Origin of the sequence: Salinivibrio sp. IB574 (assembly GCF_001996205.1) — a bacterium.
Lineage (GTDB): Bacteria > Pseudomonadota > Gammaproteobacteria > Enterobacterales > Vibrionaceae > Salinivibrio > Salinivibrio proteolyticus.
The window spans coordinates 24,599-43,977 of sequence record NZ_MUFN01000021.1 but is presented as its reverse complement, the minus strand read 5'-3'; the positions used below and the strand labels follow the sequence as shown (position 1 = coordinate 43,977).

General features: G+C 48.4%; 16 protein-coding genes. 8 read left to right on the top strand and 8 right to left on the bottom strand.

Annotated features, from left to right (window positions below; translation table 11 throughout):
• Nucleotides 1-15 precede the first annotated feature (15 nt).
• Nucleotides 16-237 (top strand): DUF2788 domain-containing protein, encoded by a 222-nt coding sequence (locus tag BZJ17_RS11425; protein WP_069588694.1) that lies wholly within the window; start codon nucleotides 16-18, stop codon nucleotides 235-237.
• 125 nt (nucleotides 238-362) lie between these two features.
• On the top strand, nucleotides 363-890 hold the full coding sequence (gene fldA / locus BZJ17_RS11420; protein WP_077455221.1) for a flavodoxin FldA: 528 nt from the start codon (nucleotides 363-365) through the stop codon (nucleotides 888-890).
• 46 nt (nucleotides 891-936) lie between these two features.
• Here the strand turns inward: fldA and BZJ17_RS11415 are convergent, their stop codons facing one another.
• Nucleotides 937-1,422, bottom strand: a complete 486-nt coding sequence (locus tag BZJ17_RS11415) for a DUF4442 domain-containing protein (protein ID WP_069588692.1) — start codon at nucleotides 1,420-1,422, stop codon at nucleotides 937-939.
• 196 nt (nucleotides 1,423-1,618) lie between these two features.
• On the opposite strand from BZJ17_RS11415, the gene fcrX reads away from it, so the two are divergent.
• Nucleotides 1,619-2,065, top strand: coding sequence for a ferric iron uptake transcriptional regulator FcrX (gene fcrX / locus BZJ17_RS11410; RefSeq protein WP_069588691.1), 447 nt, complete (start codon nucleotides 1,619-1,621; stop codon nucleotides 2,063-2,065).
• Nucleotides 2,066-2,196: 131 nt separating this feature from the next.
• Here the strand turns inward: fcrX and glnS are convergent, their stop codons facing one another.
• On the bottom strand, nucleotides 2,197-3,864 hold the full coding sequence (gene glnS, locus BZJ17_RS11405) for a glutamine--tRNA ligase (RefSeq protein WP_077640801.1): 1,668 nt from the start codon (nucleotides 3,862-3,864) through the stop codon (nucleotides 2,197-2,199).
• Between the two features lie 213 nt (nucleotides 3,865-4,077).
• The gene (nagE, locus tag BZJ17_RS11400; protein WP_077640800.1) at nucleotides 4,078-5,595 is read right to left on the bottom strand and encodes an N-acetylglucosamine-specific PTS transporter subunit IIBC; all 1,518 of its coding nucleotides are present in this window, start codon (nucleotides 5,593-5,595) and stop codon (nucleotides 4,078-4,080) included.
• 301 nt (nucleotides 5,596-5,896) lie between these two features.
• On the opposite strand from nagE, the gene nagB reads away from it, so the two are divergent.
• The 5 genes from nagB (at nucleotide 5,897) to asnB (ending at nucleotide 12,936) form a co-directional block, all read left to right on the top strand.
• Nucleotides 5,897-6,697: a glucosamine-6-phosphate deaminase gene (gene nagB / locus BZJ17_RS11395; protein ID WP_077455224.1), complete on the top strand. Its 801-nt coding sequence runs from the start codon at nucleotides 5,897-5,899 to the stop codon at nucleotides 6,695-6,697.
• 11 nt (nucleotides 6,698-6,708) lie between these two features.
• Nucleotides 6,709-7,845, top strand: coding sequence for an N-acetylglucosamine-6-phosphate deacetylase (gene nagA, locus BZJ17_RS11390; RefSeq protein ID WP_077640799.1), 1,137 nt, complete (start codon nucleotides 6,709-6,711; stop codon nucleotides 7,843-7,845).
• A 7-nt stretch (nucleotides 7,846-7,852) separates the two neighbouring features.
• On the top strand, nucleotides 7,853-9,067 hold the full coding sequence (locus BZJ17_RS11385; RefSeq protein ID WP_069588686.1) for an ROK family protein: 1,215 nt from the start codon (nucleotides 7,853-7,855) through the stop codon (nucleotides 9,065-9,067).
• 363 nt (nucleotides 9,068-9,430) lie between these two features.
• The gene (locus tag BZJ17_RS11380) at nucleotides 9,431-11,017 is read left to right on the top strand and encodes a cation:proton antiporter family protein (protein ID WP_077640798.1); all 1,587 of its coding nucleotides are present in this window, start codon (nucleotides 9,431-9,433) and stop codon (nucleotides 11,015-11,017) included.
• A gap of 251 nt (nucleotides 11,018-11,268) precedes the next feature.
• Nucleotides 11,269-12,936: an asparagine synthase B gene (gene asnB, locus BZJ17_RS11375; protein ID WP_077640797.1), complete on the top strand. Its 1,668-nt coding sequence runs from the start codon at nucleotides 11,269-11,271 to the stop codon at nucleotides 12,934-12,936.
• A 71-nt stretch (nucleotides 12,937-13,007) separates the two neighbouring features.
• On the opposite strand, the gene BZJ17_RS11370 is transcribed toward asnB, so the two are convergent.
• The 5 genes from BZJ17_RS11370 to BZJ17_RS11350 form a co-directional block, all read right to left on the bottom strand.
• Nucleotides 13,008-14,309 carry an inosine/guanosine kinase gene (locus tag BZJ17_RS11370; RefSeq protein ID WP_069588683.1) on the bottom strand — a complete coding sequence of 434 codons (1,302 nt, stop codon included), beginning with the start codon at nucleotides 14,307-14,309 and terminating at the stop codon, nucleotides 13,008-13,010.
• 89 nt (nucleotides 14,310-14,398) lie between these two features.
• The gene (gene hemH / locus BZJ17_RS11365) at nucleotides 14,399-15,373 is read right to left on the bottom strand and encodes a ferrochelatase (RefSeq protein WP_077640796.1); all 975 of its coding nucleotides are present in this window, start codon (nucleotides 15,371-15,373) and stop codon (nucleotides 14,399-14,401) included.
• Between the two features lie 181 nt (nucleotides 15,374-15,554).
• On the bottom strand, nucleotides 15,555-16,199 hold the full coding sequence (gene adk, locus BZJ17_RS11360; protein ID WP_077640795.1) for an adenylate kinase: 645 nt from the start codon (nucleotides 16,197-16,199) through the stop codon (nucleotides 15,555-15,557).
• A gap of 155 nt (nucleotides 16,200-16,354) precedes the next feature.
• Nucleotides 16,355-18,250, bottom strand: a complete 1,896-nt coding sequence (gene htpG / locus BZJ17_RS11355; RefSeq protein ID WP_077479120.1) for a molecular chaperone HtpG — start codon at nucleotides 18,248-18,250, stop codon at nucleotides 16,355-16,357.
• A 201-nt stretch (nucleotides 18,251-18,451) separates the two neighbouring features.
• Nucleotides 18,452-19,225: a DUF1524 domain-containing protein gene (locus BZJ17_RS11350; protein ID WP_077640794.1), complete on the bottom strand. Its 774-nt coding sequence runs from the start codon at nucleotides 19,223-19,225 to the stop codon at nucleotides 18,452-18,454.
• Nucleotides 19,226-19,379: the final 154 nt, after the last annotated feature.

Below are 19,379 nucleotides of genomic sequence, written 5' to 3'. Positions count from 1 at the left end.
TCAATGGAGGCACGCATGCTTTACGAGCACTTTCAATTGCTCGAAAAAATTGGCCTAGACCTCGTTTTTGCCGCCATTTTCTTTTTTATCGGAATGGCAATCAAAGACGTACTAAAAGAAGGCAATGTGCCAGTTTTTGGTCGACGTATTGTCTGGTTTGTTCTCACACTAGGCTGTGTTGGTTTTATTACAAAAGGGGTTATTCAACTGGTATGGGAAGGTGTTGGCATCGGCTGACTTTCCTAAACGGAGAATGATCCCACGTACGCTCTAGCGTATAGGAGTGTGAAAAAGCACCGCTTTTTCTTTAATTCGAGTTAGTTGCAAACAGCAACCCACTGAAAAAAACGGGTATTTTTTATATGGCGAGTGTAGGTCTCTTCTTTGGTAGTGACACAGGTAACACTGAAGCAATTGCAAAGAGCATTCAAAAGCAACTGGGCAAACAGATGGTCCATGTGCAGGATATTGCGAAAAGCAGTAAAGAAGATATCGATAACTTCGATCTTCTCCTGCTGGGTATCCCAACTTGGTACTATGGCGAAGCCCAGTGTGATTGGGATGACTTTTTCCCAGAACTTGAGCAAATTGACTTCTCAACCAAATTGGTCGCCATCTTCGGCTGTGGTGATCAGGAAGATTATGCAGAATATTTCTGTGATGCAATGGGCACGGTACGTGACATTGTTGAAGCAAAAGGCGCGACCATCATTGGCCATTGGCCAACCGAAGGCTATGAGTTTGAAGCCTCTAAAGCCTTGGTGGACGACAATCACTTTGTCGGCTTGTGCGTGGATGAAGACCGCCAACCTGAACTGACCGATGAGCGTGTCAGCAAATGGGTGAAACAGGTCTACGAAGAAATGTGTTTGGCGGAATTAGAAGACTAACTCGTCAATGAACCACAAAAACGCCAAGACTCTCTTGGCGTTTTTTCTATGCGGCATCTTGGGTTAGGTCACGGTACTGACGTTTTTTCCTCACATATAAGGTGCGCTTCACTTCAGCTACCACCTCCCCCTTCGCGTCTTTGACATGCACAACAAACTCGGGTAACACTTTATCCCCTCTTCCAGCCTGTTGCTGAATGTCTTGCAATACTGCATCGCTAATCACAAAGTCAGCAAATAAGTCGGTAGTGCCCGGTTTGATAAAATTAATATCCGCTTGTTTATCCCACACATGGTACTGTGGACCGAGTATGCCCATTAACATCAAGGCATAAACAGGATCGGTCAGTGAAAAGATACTGCCACCATATTGTGTTCTATTCGCGTTTTTGTTCCACCAGCGCAGTTTTAACCGCATATTGACGCACTTAAAGTCGTCACTAATAGACTCAATATGGATCCCCGCTCCCCAGAAGGGAGGCCAACTATTTAATGCCCACTTCACAATTCTTGGTTTATAGAATCGATACATAACTGATTGACGTCCTTATCTGGTCTTACCAGACAATATTTACATCTCGAAAACATTGTTGCAACCAAGAATGATCAAAATTCGTTCGTCTAAACGTTCCTTGCTGTGGCGAGCGCCGAGCAATTTTGATAGTCTTAATAAATATTTTCCTTGCTAATCAAACTGTCTCTCGCAGGCAGAAAACAGGTAGATACACATGTCAGACAATAACCAGGCGTTGAAGCAAGCTGGGCTAAAAGTCACGCTGCCACGGCTCAAGATCCTAGAAGTGCTGCAACAGCCCGATTGCCAGCATATCAGTGCCGAAGACCTGTATAAGAAGTTGATTGATCTAGGTGAAGAAATTGGCCTAGCGACGGTATACCGTGTCCTCAACCAGTTTGATGATGCCGGCATTGTCACCCGTCACCACTTTGAAGGTGGAAAATCGGTGTTTGAGTTAGCGACTCAGCACCACCATGATCACCTCGTCTGTCTTGACTGCGGTAAAGTCATTGAGTTTTCGGATGATTTGATTGAAGAGCGTCAAAAGGAAATTGCCGGTCGTTTTAATGTTCGTCTTACCAACCATAGCTTGTATCTCTATGGCCACTGCCAAGAAGGCGACTGTAAAGCCGATCCATCGATTCACAATGATGACTGAATGATCAAGGTTTGAGTGACGTGATGTTGTCATAAAGAAGCTCTCTTTATATCAACGTATTTCAGGACGGGACAAACCCATAAAAAAAGCCGGCAATGCATGCCGGCTTTTTCGTTGCGTAAAGACAAAGGTTACTTACCTTCAATCTTCGCCCATGTGTCACGTAAGCCTACGGTACGGTTAAAGACTAATGCATCCGCACGACTGTCTTTGTTATCCGCACAGAAGTAGCCCGTGCGCTCAAATTGATAGCCAGCTTCAGGCTGCGCGTCTTTCAAGCTAGGCTCAACGTACCCGTGCATCACTTGCAAAGAGTCTGGGTTAATCGTCTCTACGAAGTTTTCTGCACTTGCAGGATTTGGCACAGTAAAGAGGCGATCGTACAAGCGGAACTCAGCCGGAACAGCGTCTGTCGCCGATACCCAATGGATTACCCCTTTTACTTTACGTCCATCCGCAGGGTCTTTTCCTAGCGTCTCTGGATCGTAGCTGCAATAGACCGTAGTGATGTTTCCGTGCTCATCTTTCTCGCAACGCTCGGCTTTGACTACATAAGCATTACGTAGGCGTACTTCTTTATCCAACACCAAACGCTTATATTTTTTGTTAGCCGATTCACGGAAGTCTTCGCGCTCAATCCAGATCTCGCGAGAGAAAGGCACCTGACGCTGTCCCATCTCTGGTTTGTTTGGATGGTTAGGGGCACTTAGCCATTCAACGTCATCCGTTTTGTTTTCAATCACCAGCTTGATAGGATCTAGAACGGCCATCGCACGCGGTGCGCGTTCATTCAGATCATCGCGAATACACGACTCCAGTGCACTCATTTCGATGATGTTATCTTGCTTGGTGACACCAATACGTTTGCAGAACTCACGAATAGACGCTGGCGTATAACCACGACGACGTAGACCAGAAATCGTCAACATACGTGGGTCATCCCAGCCATTGACGAGCTGCTCTGACACCAGTTGGTTGAGCTTCCGCTTGGACATCACCGTGTATTCCAAGTTTAGGCGACTAAACTCGTACTGATGCGGGGTGCAATCGATGGTGATATTTTCCAACACCCAGTCGTATAAGCGGCGGTTGTCTTGGAACTCCAGCGTACATAACGAGTGAGTGATCCCTTCCAATGCATCCGAGATACAGTGGGTAAAATCATACATCGGATAAATACACCACTTATCACCCGTTTGGTGGTGATGTGCAAAACGTACGCGATAGATAACCGGATCGCGCATCACCATGAAAGGTGACGCCATATCGATTTTGGCGCGAAGACACGCAGTGCCCTCGGCAAATTCGCCCGCGCGCATTTTTTCAAATAACGCGAGGTTTTCTTCCACCGCACGGTCACGATAAGGGCTCGGCTTGCCCGGCTCTGTCAACGTACCACGGTACTCGCGGATTTGATCTGGGCTCAATTCATCGACATACGCCAACCCTTTTTCAATCAGTTCAACCGCAAAGCCGTACAACTTATCAAAATAGTCTGATGAATAGCGCTCTTTACCTGCCCACTCAAAGCCAAGCCATTGCACGTCGCGTTTGATCGAGTCAACGTACTCAACGTTTTCTTTTTCTGGGTTGGTATCATCAAAGCGCAAATTGCACTCACCTTGGTAATCCTGTGCAATACCGAAGTTCAGGCAAATAGACTTAGCGTGACCGATATGCAGATAGCCATTAGGCTCCGGCGGGAAACGGGTCACGACTGATGTGTGTTTTCCCTCCGCCAAATCTTTATCAATGATTTGACGAATAAAATTGGTTGGACGAGCTTCAGCATCACTCATCAAGGTTACCTCGTATCAAAACAGTGCGAATTTTACAGCTACATGGGTACTATGATCTCTTATTCCGGCACTTTACTCAACCAGTTGTTGTTAAACTCGCCCTCGCATGCCCCTAAATGCGCTTTTTTTGCTCATTCCACCTCCCGTGCATAAAAAAAACGCCCAGCGTTAGCCGGGCGTTATCGGGTTAAGATTGTCTTTGTGTGTGGTCGCTTATGGCAATTTCACTGCAGACAAATCTTCATTATCCGGGATTTGCTTCATCTCACCGGCAATGATTTCGGCCAATGGGCCAAGAATGACTTGCAAGTTATTATCCCCTAACTTCACGACACCCATCGCGCCAATGGCTTTGAGTTTCGCTTCATCGACGATTTCACGGTTTGCTACCGATAGGCGCAAGCGTGTGATACAAGCGTCGATAGATGTCAGGTTTTGGTGTCCGCCCAACGCTTTGAGGTACTTACGTGCAAGCTCACGGTTATCGCTGGTTTCATTCGTATTTGCGTTTCCAGCAGATGCGCCTTCAATGCTGTCATCTTCACGACCCGGGGTTTTCAGGTTCATGGCCATGATAGCCGCACGGAATGTCGCGTAATAAAGCACAAAGAATACCAAGCCCATTACAGGTAGCATGTACCACTCGTTAGCAACGGGGTTTTTTGACGACAACACCAAGTCGACAAGGCCTGCAGAGAAGCCAAAACCGGCAGTCCAGTTAAAGGTGGCCGCGATGAACAAAGAGATGCCTGTCAAGAACGCATGCAACACAAACAACACAGGTGCCACGAACAGGAAGGCAAACTCGAGTGGTTCAGTGACACCGGTAAAGAATGAAGCAAAACCGGCTGCAATCATGATAGATGCCACACGTGCTTTGTTCTCTGGACGCGCAGTGTGGTAAATCGCTAGTGCCGCCCCCGGTAAACCAAACATCATCACAGGGAAGAAGCCGGCCATGTACATGCCTGTGGTTCCCTTAATTGCTTCTCCAGAAGCAAGACCTTGTGCGCCCATCCAGAAGCGGCCCAAGTCATTGATACCCACAGTGTCGAACCAGAATACCGCGTTAAGCGCATGGTGAAGACCAACTGGAATCAATAGACGGTTGAAGAATCCGTAGATACCTGCACCCGCGGCGCCTAAGTTAGTGATACTTTCACCGAAGTGAACCAGACCACCAAATACGACCGGCCATACAAACATCAACACGAACGAAATCGCAATGGCGACGACAGAGACAAGAATGGGAACCAAACGCTTGCCGCTGAAGAACGCCAGTGCTTTTGGCAGCTCTACGCCGCTATAACGGTTGTAAAGCTCTGCCGATACCACACCAATTAAAATACCGATAAATTGGTTGTTGATTTTGCTAAACGCCAGCTCATTGTTGTCTAGTGCAACATCCACGAGACCAATTTGGCTTACAGCACCAGGCGCACAAAGCGTGGTGATCACCATAAAGCCGACGAAACCTGCCAAGGCAGCCGCACCATCTTTATCTTTTGACATGCCGTAAGCCACACCAATGGCGAACAGTAAAGACATATTTTCCATATCAATGATCGCTGCCCCTGATTTAATCAAGAAAGCAGCCAATGCGCTGTTACCACCCCAACCTGTTGGGTCAAGCCAGTAGCCGACCCCCATCAAGATCGCTGCAGCTGGTAGTACCGCTACCGGCACCATCAGCGCACGACCTATACGTTGCGCGTATCCAAGAATATTCACCTTCGTTCCCCCTATGTGTTCTCAGAGCCATGCCGCAGTATTTGTTGTTTTCTGCGTCTGGCGTGTCGCGTGAGATAATGACCAAAGCACTTTTTTTGTCAAACAATGTTAGTCAATTGCAGTTTATGCCAATAAATTCGCCTCGCAAATTAAAACCCCCTTATTTGTGAGATTTATCACCGATCCACACCAAAAACAGAGAAATATGTTAGCCAGATCATAAAACTTATTTTATGATGAAAATAAATGAGCATATTCGTTATGCTGTACCCGTAAGCCCACTGATTTATCGAGGTGTCCTGTGCGACTCATTCCATTACAAACCAGCCATGAGGTCGGCCTATGGTCGGCTAGATATATCGTTGATACTATTAATAAATTCGCTCCAAGCGCCGAACGCCCATTTGTGCTCGGATTGCCAACAGGCGGTACGCCACTGAATACTTATAAGCAACTGATCACCCTGTTCAATCAGGGCGAAGTGAGCTTTGAGCATGTGGTAACGTTCAACATGGACGAGTACTGCAATATTCCAGCCGATCATGACCAATCATATCGCACCTTCATGTATGAAAACTTCTTTAAGCATATTGATATTAAAGAAGAAAACATCAACTTACTGAACGGAAATGCGAGCGATGTTGATGCGGAATGCAAACGTTATGAAGACAAGATCAAATCCTACGGCAAGATCCACCTCTTTATGGGCGGTGTAGGTAACGACGGTCACATTGCGTTTAACGAGCCTGCCTCTTCGCTGGCCTCTCGGACACGGATCAAAACCTTGACCGAAGATACCCGTATGGCAAACTCTCGCTTCTTTGATAATGATATCAATCAAGTACCTAAGCACGCGCTTACCATTGGCGTCGGGACGCTACTCGATGCTGAAGAGATCATGATTTTGGTCACTGGCCACAATAAGGCTCAGGCACTTCAAGCAGCAGTGGAGGGGTCGGTCAATCACTTATGGACTGTTTCCGCGCTGCAACTGCACCCTAAAGCCATGATTGTGTGCGATGCGCCTTCAACTGCCGAACTAAAAGTAAAAACAGTGAAGTATTTTCAGGAGCTTGAAGCCCAGAACATTCATAATTTATAAGGAATAACAGCATGTATGCGTTAACCCACTGCCGGATTTTTACTGGTCATGAAGTGCTTGATGACCACGCTATTGTCATCCGTGACGGCGTGATTGAGGACGTTTGCCCGCAACATGCGCTGCCGACAGAGATAGAAAAACGCTCACTCGACGGAGCTTACGTCAGCCCGGGCTTCATTGATCTGCAGCTTAATGGTTGCGGTGGTGTCATGTTTAACGATGCGATCACAACAGACACTATTGAAACCATGCACCAAGCAAACTTGAAGTCTGGGTGTACCAACTTCTTACCGACTCTGATCACGAGTTCAGATGATGACATGCGTGCGGCGATCAACGCGATGCGCGAGTACAAAGCCCACCATCCGCATCAAGCCTTAGGCTTACACTTAGAAGGGCCTTACTTAAACAGCGCAAAAAAAGGGATCCACAGTCTCGACTATATTCGCCCCAGCAACGACAAGATGATTGCGTATTTGTGCGACAACGCCGACGTGATTACCAAATTGACGCTGGCGCCCGAACTCGCACCCAAAGCGCACATTCAGGCCCTCACCAAAGCAGGCATTCTCGTTTCCGCCGGTCACACTAACGCAACCTATGAGCAAGCACGCGAAGGCTTTGCTAATGGGATTGGGTTTGCGACCCACCTGTTCAATGCAATGACGGCCACAACCGGTCGCGAGCCCGGCATGGTTGGCGCGATTTATGATACGCCCGAGGTTTACACCGGCGTTATTGCTGACGGCTTCCATGTGTCTTACGCCAACATTCGTCTTGCACATAAAGTAAAAGGTGAGAAATTAGTGCTAGTTACTGATGCTGTGGCACCAGCAGGAGCCGACATGGATCACTTTATTTTTGTAGGCAAGAAAGTATATTACCGTGACGGCAAGTGTGTTGATGAGAATGGTACACTTGGCGGCTCTGCACTGACGATGAACGAAGCGGTTCGTAATAGTGTTGAGCATATAGGTATCGCCTTGGATGAGGCTCTGCGCATGGCAACGCTGTATCCTGCGCGCGCTATTGGTGTCGATCAGCTTTATGGCAGTATTCGCCCGGGGAAAATTGCGAATCTTGCTATTTTTGATCGCACACTCAACATCCAAGCGACGGTGGTTAACGGACAATATACACATAGCTAGGACATTTATGACTGGCGGACAAATCGGGAATGTCGACTTGGTAAAGCAGCTCAACGGAGCTGCCGTTTATCGGTTGATCGATCAACAAGGGCCCATCTCTCGCATACAAATTGCAGATGTGAGCCGTCTAGCACCCGCAAGTGTGACAAAAATAACCCGCCAATTGCTCGAACGTGGCTTGATCAAGGAAGTGGCTCAGCAAGCGTCAACCGGCGGTCGCCGAGCTATTTCTTTGACCACAGAATGCGCCCCATTTCATACCCTTGCGGTAAGACTGGGGCGTCATTTTATCGAGCTTTCACTCTATGACTTGAGTGGGACATCGCTTGCTGAACACGGGGAAGCTTTTCACTATCACGATCAGAACGAGTTAGTGAACGGCCTGATTCAGATTCTGAGTCAGTTTATTGACACCCACCAACAATCCATCAAAGAGCTGATTGCCATATCGGTCGTGATGCCCGGCCTGATTGATCCTGAATCTGGGGTCGTCGAATATATGCCTAACATCACGATTCAACAGCTGGCCCTTGCCGACACACTCCGTGAGGAGTTTGGTGTGCAGGCGTTTATTGGTAACGATATTCGCGGACAAGCATTGGCAGAGCACTACTTTGGCGCCAGCCAAGCCTATTACGATTCGATGTTAGTCAGTGTACACCACGGCACTGGCGCTGGGATTATCGTAAACGGGCAAATTTTCTTGGGCCATAACCGCAATGTAGGCGAATTGGGCCACGTGCAAATTGATCCTTTGGGCAAGAAGTGCCAATGCGGCAATTTTGGTTGTTTAGAAACAGTGGCCTCTAACGAAGCCATTATCGAACATGCACAACAGCTACTGGCTCAAGGACACCCGAGCACACTCAAACACGATGACAGTTTAACGATCGAAGCCATTTGTGAGGCCGCCGAGCAAGGTGATGAACTGGCAAGACAGGTATTGGTAAAAGTTGGCAATCATCTTGGCAAAGCCATTGCTATGACCGTTAACCTGTTCAATCCTCAACTTGTGGTCATTGCAGGTAAAATTACCGCAGCACAAAGTGTCGTTTTCCCCGCCATTCAGCGCTGTGTTGAAAACCAGTCACTGCCGAGCTTTCATCAAAAGCTAGAGATTGTAAGCGCGAAGCTAGCAGAAAAGCCTACCATGGCCGCTTTCTCGTTAGTTAAACGGGCCATGCTCAACGGCGAACTGTTACAAAAACTGCTCGAAGAGTGATCGTTTAGCGGGTTTGACGTCTTGCTACGCAAACCCGTTTTCTCCGCAAATAAAATCTCACACTTTCCCTATCTAGCGTGTACATTATATACCCAAGCTACGGTGCGCGATAAGTTGGCAATGCGCCACGAGCCTATCTCTTTTTTCAAAGTCGCATAGGCATCAATGCGTCTTGCTCCTTATCGCTAAACCTCAGAGGAGCCAAGCTCAAACAAAGTATTACCGAGGAGACCCATCAATGTCTCAAATTCATATCTTTAGTTGATTCAAAACTTTAAGATAATTGTCGATGCTGTGTTTATTGGCTTTTGCACAAAAACACGGATTCTGTTTGCTCGCTAACTCACATAATAAGCATACGATATGGAATTGGTTTACATCTCAGCAGCCTTCATCAGCGGCTATATTCTGATGCGTTGTCACTTGCCACCTCTCGTTGGCTTTTTGATTGCTGGCTTTGCGCTACATGCGTTTGGCTACGAATCAACGCCTGTGATCTCTGATCTGGCCGATTTGGGTGTCACCTTGCTGCTTTTCTCGATTGGATTGAAGTTGGATGTCAAAACCCTACTTGCCAAAGAGATTTGGTTTGGCGCGACCGCCCATAACCTGCTGACTACGGGGTTGTTCACGCTGTCCTTGCTCGGCTTGAAAGCCCTAAGCGTGCCTATGCTGGCTGGATTGAGCTTATCAGAGTTAGCCCTGTTGGGTTTTGCCCTCTCCTTCTCCAGCACCGTCTTTGCCATTAAGGCACTCCAAGAGAAAGGGGAGCTTAACGCCACCTATGGGACTCTGGCGATTGGCATTCTGATCATGCAAGATATCTTTGCGGTAGTCTTTATCACCGCCACGTCCGGAAAAACGCCTGAGCTCAGTGCATTACTACTTTTTGCATTGCCTCTGCTTAAACCAGTGTTCAACAAAATACTGGACAACGCGGGGCACGGTGAGATGTTGGTGCTCTATGGCATTTTCTTGGCGTTAGTAGCGGGGGCAGGCTTGTTTGAGCTTGTTGGCGTCAAACCCGATTTAGGTGCGTTAATTTTAGGAATGTTATTGGCAAGCCACCCTCGCGCCTCGGAAATGGCTAAGTCGCTCTTTAATATGAAAGAGCTTTTCCTCGTGTGCTTTTTCCTCAACATTGGCTTGTCCGAACAACCTACGTGGCAAAGCTTTAGTTTTGCGTTACTCATCATGCTGCTCTTGCCTATCAAAGGGCTCCTCTATTACTGGATTGTCAGTGGTTTCCGTTATCGTGTGCGTACTGCGTTATTTACCACGCTTACGCTATTTAACTTCAGTGAGTTTGGCTTAATCGTTGGAGGCTTTGCGTATAAAGCCGGCCTTATGCCTGGGCCAATACTAGTGTCCATCGCTATTGCAGTATCATTGAGTTTTGCGTTTTCCGCACCGCTCAATACCTTCAGTAATCAACTCTATACTTGGGCATCGCAGTGGTTGAAAGATAGAAACCCCGAGCAGCTACATCCCAGCGATCAGCTGATCAATCTCGGTGATGCCTCGATTCTGGTACTTGGAATGGGTCGAATTGGTTCAGGGGCGTATGACGAGCTCTCTGCCACTCATCACCAACCTATTATTGGCATTGATAACCGGGAAGATTCAGTGGCACGCCATCAAGAGGAAGGACGACGTGCGATTCTTGGCGATGCCACCGATCCTGACTTTTGGTCACGCGCCATTTCTGATGGACAGATCAAGTTAATCTTACTGGCAATGCCACATAGTCAGGCCAATATGCTTGCGCTAGAGCAAATCCGGCAAACCAACTTTAAGGGCAAGGTCGCCGCCATTGCAAAATACGAGGATGAAATTGAGCAGCTCAAAGCGCTCGGTGTTGACGAAGCGTTCAATATCTACCAAGAAGCCGGTAGTGGATTTGCTCGACATGTGCGAGAGCAGTTTACCACGCCAGCCAAAAACGCCTGACCCACCGCTATTCCAATACCCAGGCCGCTCTTTCGAGCGGCTTTTTTCATCGATGTATAGCCATTTTGTACACACACTGCACTATAGTTAAATTAAATTCAGAAAAAATGGGATAATTATAAATATTATTCACCCAAAGAGGCTTTTTGATTAAGAAATGCTTTTTTAGGCTTGTCTATCCTGACCGTGCAAGGCAGAGTGGTTGTCAACCTGTTATCGCCTTGTTGGCTTGATGAATTTGAGAGGAAAGTATGTGTTCAGTGTTTGGGGTGCTTGATATAAAAACCGACCCACAGCAGCTCCGTGAAGTGGCTTTAAAGATGTCCAAAACCATGCGTCACCGTGGTCCTGACTGGTCGGGTATTTACTCATCCGAGAAAGCTATTTTGGTCCATGAGCGTTTAGCGATTGTCGATCTAAACAGTGGGGCCCAACCTTTATATAACCAAGATAAAACCCAAGCATTAGCGGTCAATGGCGAAATTTACAACCACAAAGAATTGCGTGCTGAGTTTGCTCCTGACTATCCATTTCAAACCGAGTCAGATTGCGAAATCATTCTCGCTTTGTATCAGCAAAAAGGACCTGAGCTGCTTGACTACCTCAACGGCATCTTCGCGTTTATCCTTTATGATGAGGAGCAAGATGCCTACCTGATTGGCCGTGACCACATTGGTATTATTCCGCTGTACCACGGTCATGATGAACACGGCAACTACTACGTGGCTTCGGAAATGAAAGCCTTAACGCCAGTGTGCAAGAGCATCAGTGAATTTCCTCCGGGCCATTTCCTATGGAGTAAACAAGGCGAGCCGGTGCGCTATTACAAGCGTGATTGGATGGACTATGACGGTGTAAAAGAAAACACAACCGATAAAGCGGCGTTGAAAGAAGCACTCGAAGCCGCAGTTCACCGCCAACTAATGACCGACGTACCTTACGGCGTATTGCTTTCTGGTGGGCTAGACTCGTCCGTGATTTCTGCCATCACCAAACAGTTTGCTGCCAACCGCATCGAAGATGACGATCAAAGCCAAGCATGGTGGCCTCGTCTTCACTCGTTTGCTATCGGCCTTGAAGGCGCCCCCGATTTGAAAGCCGCCAAGGAAGTGGCGGATCACCTTGGCACGGTTCATCATGAGTTTACCTACACCATTCAAGAAGGGCTGGATGCGATTCGCGACGTGATTTATCACATTGAAACCTATGACGTCACCACAATCCGTGCCTCCACGCCGATGTACCTAATGTCTCGTAAGATCCGCGCGATGGGGATCAAAATGGTTCTCTCCGGTGAAGGTGCCGATGAAGTGTTTGGAGGGTATTTATACTTCCATAAAGCCCCAAGCGCTAAAGAGTTTCACGAAGAAACGGTGCGTAAGTTACTTGCTCTCAACATGTTTGACTGCGCACGTGCCAACAAATCCATGGCAGCATGGGGCGTGGAAGCACGCGTACCTTTCCTCGACAAAGCCTTCTTAGAAGTGGCGATGCAGGTCAAGCCAGACGATAAGATGTGTGGCAACGGAAAAATGGAAAAGCACATTATCCGCGAATGCTTTGGAGACCTACTCCCTGATTCGGTAGCATGGCGCCAAAAAGAGCAATTCAGTGATGGCGTTGGGTATGGCTGGATTGATACCTTAAAAGCGATTGCCGAAGAGAAGGTGACGGATCAGCAGCTCGAGACCGCGGCTTTCCGGTTCCCTTATAACACGCCAACCACTAAAGAGGCGTATATGTACCGCGAGATCTTTGCAGAGCTCTTCCCGCTCGACGATGCGGCGAAATGCGTACCGGGCGGCCCGTCGATCGCTTGCTCAAGTGCCAAAGCGATTGAGTGGGATGAATCTTTTAAAAACCAAGCCGATCCGTCTGGTCGTGCCGTACGCACTGTGCACGAAAAAGCGTATCAGTAATCGCAAAATGATGGGCACACCATAAATTAGAAACAAAAAAACCGCCGATTGGCGGTTTTTTTACTAGAGGCTTATCGCTCCCAATACGCCTCTTCAAGGCTATCCTCTCGCTCAGGCAGCCCACGAGATAAACGCGGTGAGTGCTGCGCCAACACTTCATAGCTGACACGGTTCGCATACTTGCACACTTGCGAGAAAGAGGAGTAGGTCATAAATGGATATTGGTGCTTACTCGAATTGGGCACGTTATCACGATGATAGCGATTAGCAGACATATCATGCAGCAACGCTGATAGAGCACCATCTCCAGCACCATTGGTGTTCTTAATCCGCTCAGGCCCCCCCATATAGGGAGCAATGTGAGAGTAAATTTTAATCGGCGTTTCACAGTCCGCTTTCATCATCGGACGGCTAAATTCATACATGTTGAATTCAGGGATCGCCCCTGGCAGCAACGGCAAGGTGGTTTGACGTTTCGACTTATCCTCAGTGTAACCGGCCATATACAAACCAATTGGTCCTGCAGTACACAACACCATATCCACCCACTGCAGTGCAGCATCGGCCGCTAAGAGCGGATCGCTCTCACCGGTTAAGGCTTCACCTTCATCTTCATTCATCGCCACGACGCTAACGTGCTCGGAAAGAAAGTCACGCCACCATTGTGGGTTTTGCTCAATCACAAACTTGGTGCCGAGCGTCATAACCACTGGCACGTTGTGCTTTTTCGCATATTCAATGGCGCGCATGGTCGCTTGCGGCATTGGGTCGCCTTCTTTGCAACGAACCAAATACGCAGTGAGTACCAACGCAGAGGCGTTTTCAAAGATATGCTCAGGAATTGAGTCAGGATGGAGTTGGTTCATCAAGCCTTCGTTGATGGCGAACGTACGCTCACCACAATCGCCAATCAAGGCGTAGCAACGACCAATCGGGCCTTGCACCGGCTGCAGGTAGTTAAGATCCATCCGGCTTGAGGTGTTGCACAGGTAACGGTAAGAATAGCTACCAATTCGAATATCTTGGCTCATCACCCCCAGCAAGATAGATTGGTCATCCGCCAGCGCTGAATAGTTGTGCAAGGTGTTACCGATAGTGCCACCCGCAAACTCATGAGTGACAAGGTTGTTGTCTTTCAATTCTTGATACAGTGCTTCTGCGCGCTCATCGTCGATGACAAGCGAGTGCCCTTTACTTAACTGATACCGCTCCAGAAATTCATCAGGCACTTTTGCTTCAATGTCGACCAAGGTTTGGTCGATACCAATCACGTGCGGGCGCTTAAAGCCACGTTCGCTGGCTGGGTTGAGCAAAGGATCACGGGCGTGAACCGGAAAATAGTGCTTAGACTTGCGTTGTCCTGGAAATTTCATGGTTCGTGTAACTAGCTAATGGAAGGGAGGCGCGAATTCTATCACAGAATTCGCGCATGCGTAGCGTCTACACGATGAAATTTATTGCCCTACCAACCTTGTGTATGTTGGGCCACCAGCGACGCCATCAGGTGAATATGAGCCTCATCGTCGTTTAAGCATGGAATAAATCGGAAGCGTTCGCCACCTGCCTCGAGGAAGGTGTCACGACATTGCTCGGCAATTTCTTCTAGGGTTTCAAGACAATCAGCGGAAAAAGCTGGGGTCATAATATCGAGGGTTTTCACCCCTTTGCTGGGTAACGTCTCTAAGGTCTTATCGGTGTAAGGCTTGAGCCACTCTTCTCGTCCGAAACGCGACTGATAGGTCATCATGATCTCGTTATCCACAAGCCCGAGTTCCGCTTGCAGCAGCGACGTGGTTTGCTCACAGTGCCGAGGGTAAGGGTCGCCATTATCGGCAAAACGCTGTGGTATGCCGTGATAAGAACACAGTAGCAAGTCACCTTTCCCATGCGCTTGCCAATGCTGCTTCACCGAGTGGGCTAACGCGGCTTGATAAAGCGGATGATCATGATAGTGGTTCACATACCGCAACGCAGGAATCACAGGGCGCCCTTTCAATGATTTAGCCACTTTATCGAACACCGCGGCAGTGGTGGTGGCAGAGTATTGAGGATAGAGCGGCAAGACCAACACCTTGTCGCAGCCCTTTGCTTGCAGCTCATCAAGCCCTTGGGCAATGGACGGATTACCGTAGGTCATTCCAAGCGCAACCGGAGCCGACACCTGTTCAGCCAGCGCTTTTTGCTGACGCTTGGCATACACCATCAGTGGCGATCCCTCCTCCATCCAAATACTTTGATACAGCTTAGCCACTTTCGGTGAACGAATCGGCAATATCACACCGTGTAACAATGGGCACCATAACCACCGGGTTAAATCAACCACACGATGATCATGCAGGAATTCAGAAAGAAAGGCTTTCACTGACTGTGATGTCGGCGCTTCTGGGGTTCCGAGGTTGACCAATAGCACACCGACTTGATTGTGTTTTTCCGTCATTTTGATTGTATTCCTTGGCGGCAATCTTAGAACAGACTGGCGTATAAACGATTTACCCGAACCAGTACGGTAACAATTTGATTTTGGGCTAGCTTGCCATAAAAAAACCGGAGCGACTAATCGTCTGCTCCGGTTTCTGCAATCGATATACTCAATCTTCTCCTTGGGAGAACATCCAGTGTTAGCCTAGGGCTTTTTCAATCTCAACACTGACGTCTGCTACCGCTTGGGTGCCGTCAAAGGTGAAGTACTGCGTATTGCCTGCATCTGCTTCTTTTTTGTAGTAAGCAATCAAAGGCGCAGTTTGATCATGATAAACCTTCAGGCGCGCACGCACTGTTTCTTCTTTGTCGTCATCACGAACAACGAGCTCTTCGCCAGTCACATCGTCTTTGCCTTCCACTTTTGGTGGGTTATACACCAGGTGGTAGGTACGGCCTGAAGCCAAGTGAGCACGACGACCACTCATACGCTCCACAATCACATCGTCTGGCACGTCAAACTCGAGCACGTAATCAATCGCAACACCGATTTCTTTTAGGCCATCCGCTTGTGGAATTGTACGTGGGAACCCATCTAGCAAGAACCCTTTGGCACAATCATCTTGCGAGATACGCTCTTTAACCAGACCCAGAATGATGTCATCTGACACCAGCTCGCCAGCATCAATAACCGCTTTGGCTTGTTTGCCCAGCTCAGTGCCCGCTTTAATCGCGGCGCGCAGCATGTCACCGGTAGAAATCTGCGGAATCCCGTATTTTTCCATGATGAACTGCGCTTGAGTCCCTTTACCCGCGCCCGGTGCACCCAACAGAATGATGCGCATAGTGATCCCCTTTTATCGTTTTTGGAGTTTCGTAAAACTGCGTCTATTCGCAAAGACCCGAAACATACACGCTTCACGAAACGCTATCAAGCCCGGCAATCCGGCCGGGCTTGTTGGTCGCTGTTCAGTATGTCGCTTTCACAGCGCGTTGTCGATTATACCTTAGTCAGAAGCTTGTTCACCGACGCCAAGAACTCAGACGGATCATCCATGCTTCCTTTTTCTGCCAGCATCGCTTGACCTAGCAGCATTTCTACCCAGGTACCAAACTTCTCTTCATCGCTCTCATCCGCCATACGCTTGACAAGATCATGCTCTGGGTTGAGCTCGAAGATGTACTTCACTTCCGGTGCTTGTTGCCCCGCAGCTTCAAGCAGTTTCGCCATCTGAGTACCCATCTCAAACTGGTCAGTTACCACAACTGCAGGCGTACCGGATAGTTTGAACGTTGGACGAACATCTTTCACGCGCTCACCTAAATGAGACTTCACGCGCTCAACCACAGACTCAAACGCTTTTTCGGTTTCTTCACGCTTGGCTTTGGCTTCTTCGTCATCGAATTGGCTAAGGTCGAGGTCTGCTTTGGTAATCGCTTGGAATTGCTTACCATCAAACTCAGTGAGATAGCTCATCAGCCACTCATCGATGCGATCGTACATCAAGATAACTTCAATGCCTTTAGCCTTGAATTGCTCAAGGTGAGGGCTGTGCTTCGCAGCGTTGTAGCTATCTGCGGTGATGTAGTAAATCTTCTCTTGCTCGTCTTTCATGCGCGACACGTAGTCCGCCAATGAAACGGTTTGCTCCGCACTGTCTTCGTGCGTCGATGCAAAACGCAACAAGCCCGCAATTTTTTCTTTGTTGCCAAAGTCTTCAGCCGGACCTTCTTTAAGTACCAGACCAAACTCACGCCAGAAGGTTTGATACTTCTCCGCGTCGTTTTTAGCCAGCTTCTCGAGCATAGATAGCACGCGCTTAGTGCAAGCACTGCGCAGTGATTGAGTGATCTTATTATCTTGCAAGATCTCACGAGAGACGTTGAGCGGCAGATCGTTCGAGTCAATCAGACCACGGATAAAGCGCAAGTAACTTGGCATAAATTGCGACGCATCATCCATAATGAACACGCGTTGCACGTACAGTTTCAAACCGTGTTTGTGTTCACGGTTGAACAGATCCCACGGTGCTTTCGACGGGACATATAGCAAGCTTGTGTAGTCATTTTTACCTTCGACACGGTTGTGGCTCCATGTCAGTGGCTCCGCGAAATCGTGTGAGACGTGCTTATAAAACTCTTTATACTCGTCAGCGCTAATGTCTGATTTAGAGCGGGTCCACAAAGCTTGAGCTTTATTGACCTTTTCCCATTTGCCTTCGCCAGTTTCCTTGCCTTCATCGTCTTTTTCGACAGTCCACATTTCAACCGGAATACCGATGTGATCAGAGTATTTGCCAATCACCTCGCGCAGGCGCCAGTCGTTGAGGAATTCTTTCTCATCGTCATTGAGATGCAAGATAATATCGGTGCCGCGTTCAGCTTTCTCGATAGGCTCTAGGGTGTATTCGCCCTCACCCGTAGATTCCCAGCACACGGCTTGGTCTGCCGCCAAACCGGCAGCACGGGTGTGCACGGTCACCTTGTCGGCAACGATAAAGGCAGAATAAAAGCCCACGCCAAACTGACCAATCAAGTTGGAATCTTTGCTTTGATCTTCATTGAGTTGCTTTAGAAACTCTTCCGTCCCTGACTTAGCGATGGTCCCAAGGTTGGCGATCACATCATCTCGGCTCATACCAATGCCGTTATCAGAGATAGTCAGCGTACCTGCATCCTTGTCTACTGAGAGGCGTACGCGTAAATCCCCATCATTTTCGTACAATTCAGGGGCCGAAAGTGCTTTAAAACGAAGCTTGTCAGCCGCGTCTGACGCATTCGAGACCAGCTCACGCAGGAAAATCTCTTTGTTTGAGTAGAGTGAATGGATCATCAATTGCAACAGCTTGGATGTATCAGAGCCAAACTGGTGTTTTTCTGGGGTTTTCACGCTCATGTCAATCTACCTAAAGCTATGATAATTAAACGCCAAGTGAGCCCGAAGCGGACTACCTGATGACGAATTGGATAAAGTCTCTTTGGATATAGGGGCCGCTCGCGACGCTTTCAAGGCTTAACTGACCAAAAATAAATCACTTAGTCATCTATTCGCGTCATCAAGCAAAGCAGCCACAAGTTCACCCAACCTTGCGCCTTGCTATCCCCGCGGCCCGTAACCACAGGCGGCAAGCCAATGGTTCACGGCCTCGCGCTCACTGGGCACGTAGTGGAGTTGGTAACGTGCGACGATACGATCAAAACGATAGACATAGTTACAACGCAGTGTCTCGACCGGTGGTAGCCATTCATCAGGTCCTTTCGCGCCTTTTTGTGCATTCAGCGCATCATCGGCGATCAGCAGGTTGTCGGGGTCATTGGCAAATTGGGCTTTTTTCTTCCGAGACCATACCTCGCCACCGTGACCGTGGGCCCACTTCAATGGCACAAGGTGATCAATGTCGACATCACTGGCTTGGGTAAACGACTGGCCCGTCAACGCACCAACCCATAATCCCGTGGCAACCGTGCAGCGATTATCCCGTGTGTAGGTCACAGGCACTTGGCTCCGGGCAATCAGGACTTCAGCACGGGTGTTTTGGCAATCTTTGTCCTCGTCCAACCAATGGGGCCAATGGTCTCGCTGGTAGGGTCCAGAGAAAGGACGCCCATCGCGCAACGCCGCGTTGATTTCTTGATGGACAAGCGCTTTTGGAGAAGACGTCGAACGCTTAGGTAAGCGCCCACCTGCCTCAAGACAGGCTGACAGCGAATCGAATGCGGTAAATCGCGTGACGCGGGTGTAATAAGGACTATTGGTGTCGTGACAAATGCCCGATTTTGAGCGCTTGACTGGCTCGGCCTGAGCCAAGTTACTGACCAATGCGCTTGCGAGAAAGAAGTTTACAAGAAAGAAAGAGAGAAGACGCTTCATACGTTAAGCACGTTTAGTAATGAGTGCTTACACAACAGCGTTTAACGACTAGTTTGTCAACAAACAAATGATTGATTGCACATTTGCTCGTCAAAGCGGAGAAAAAAGAAAAGCCTGACCAAGTCAGGCTTAAAGATTAGTGCGTCACGGTACC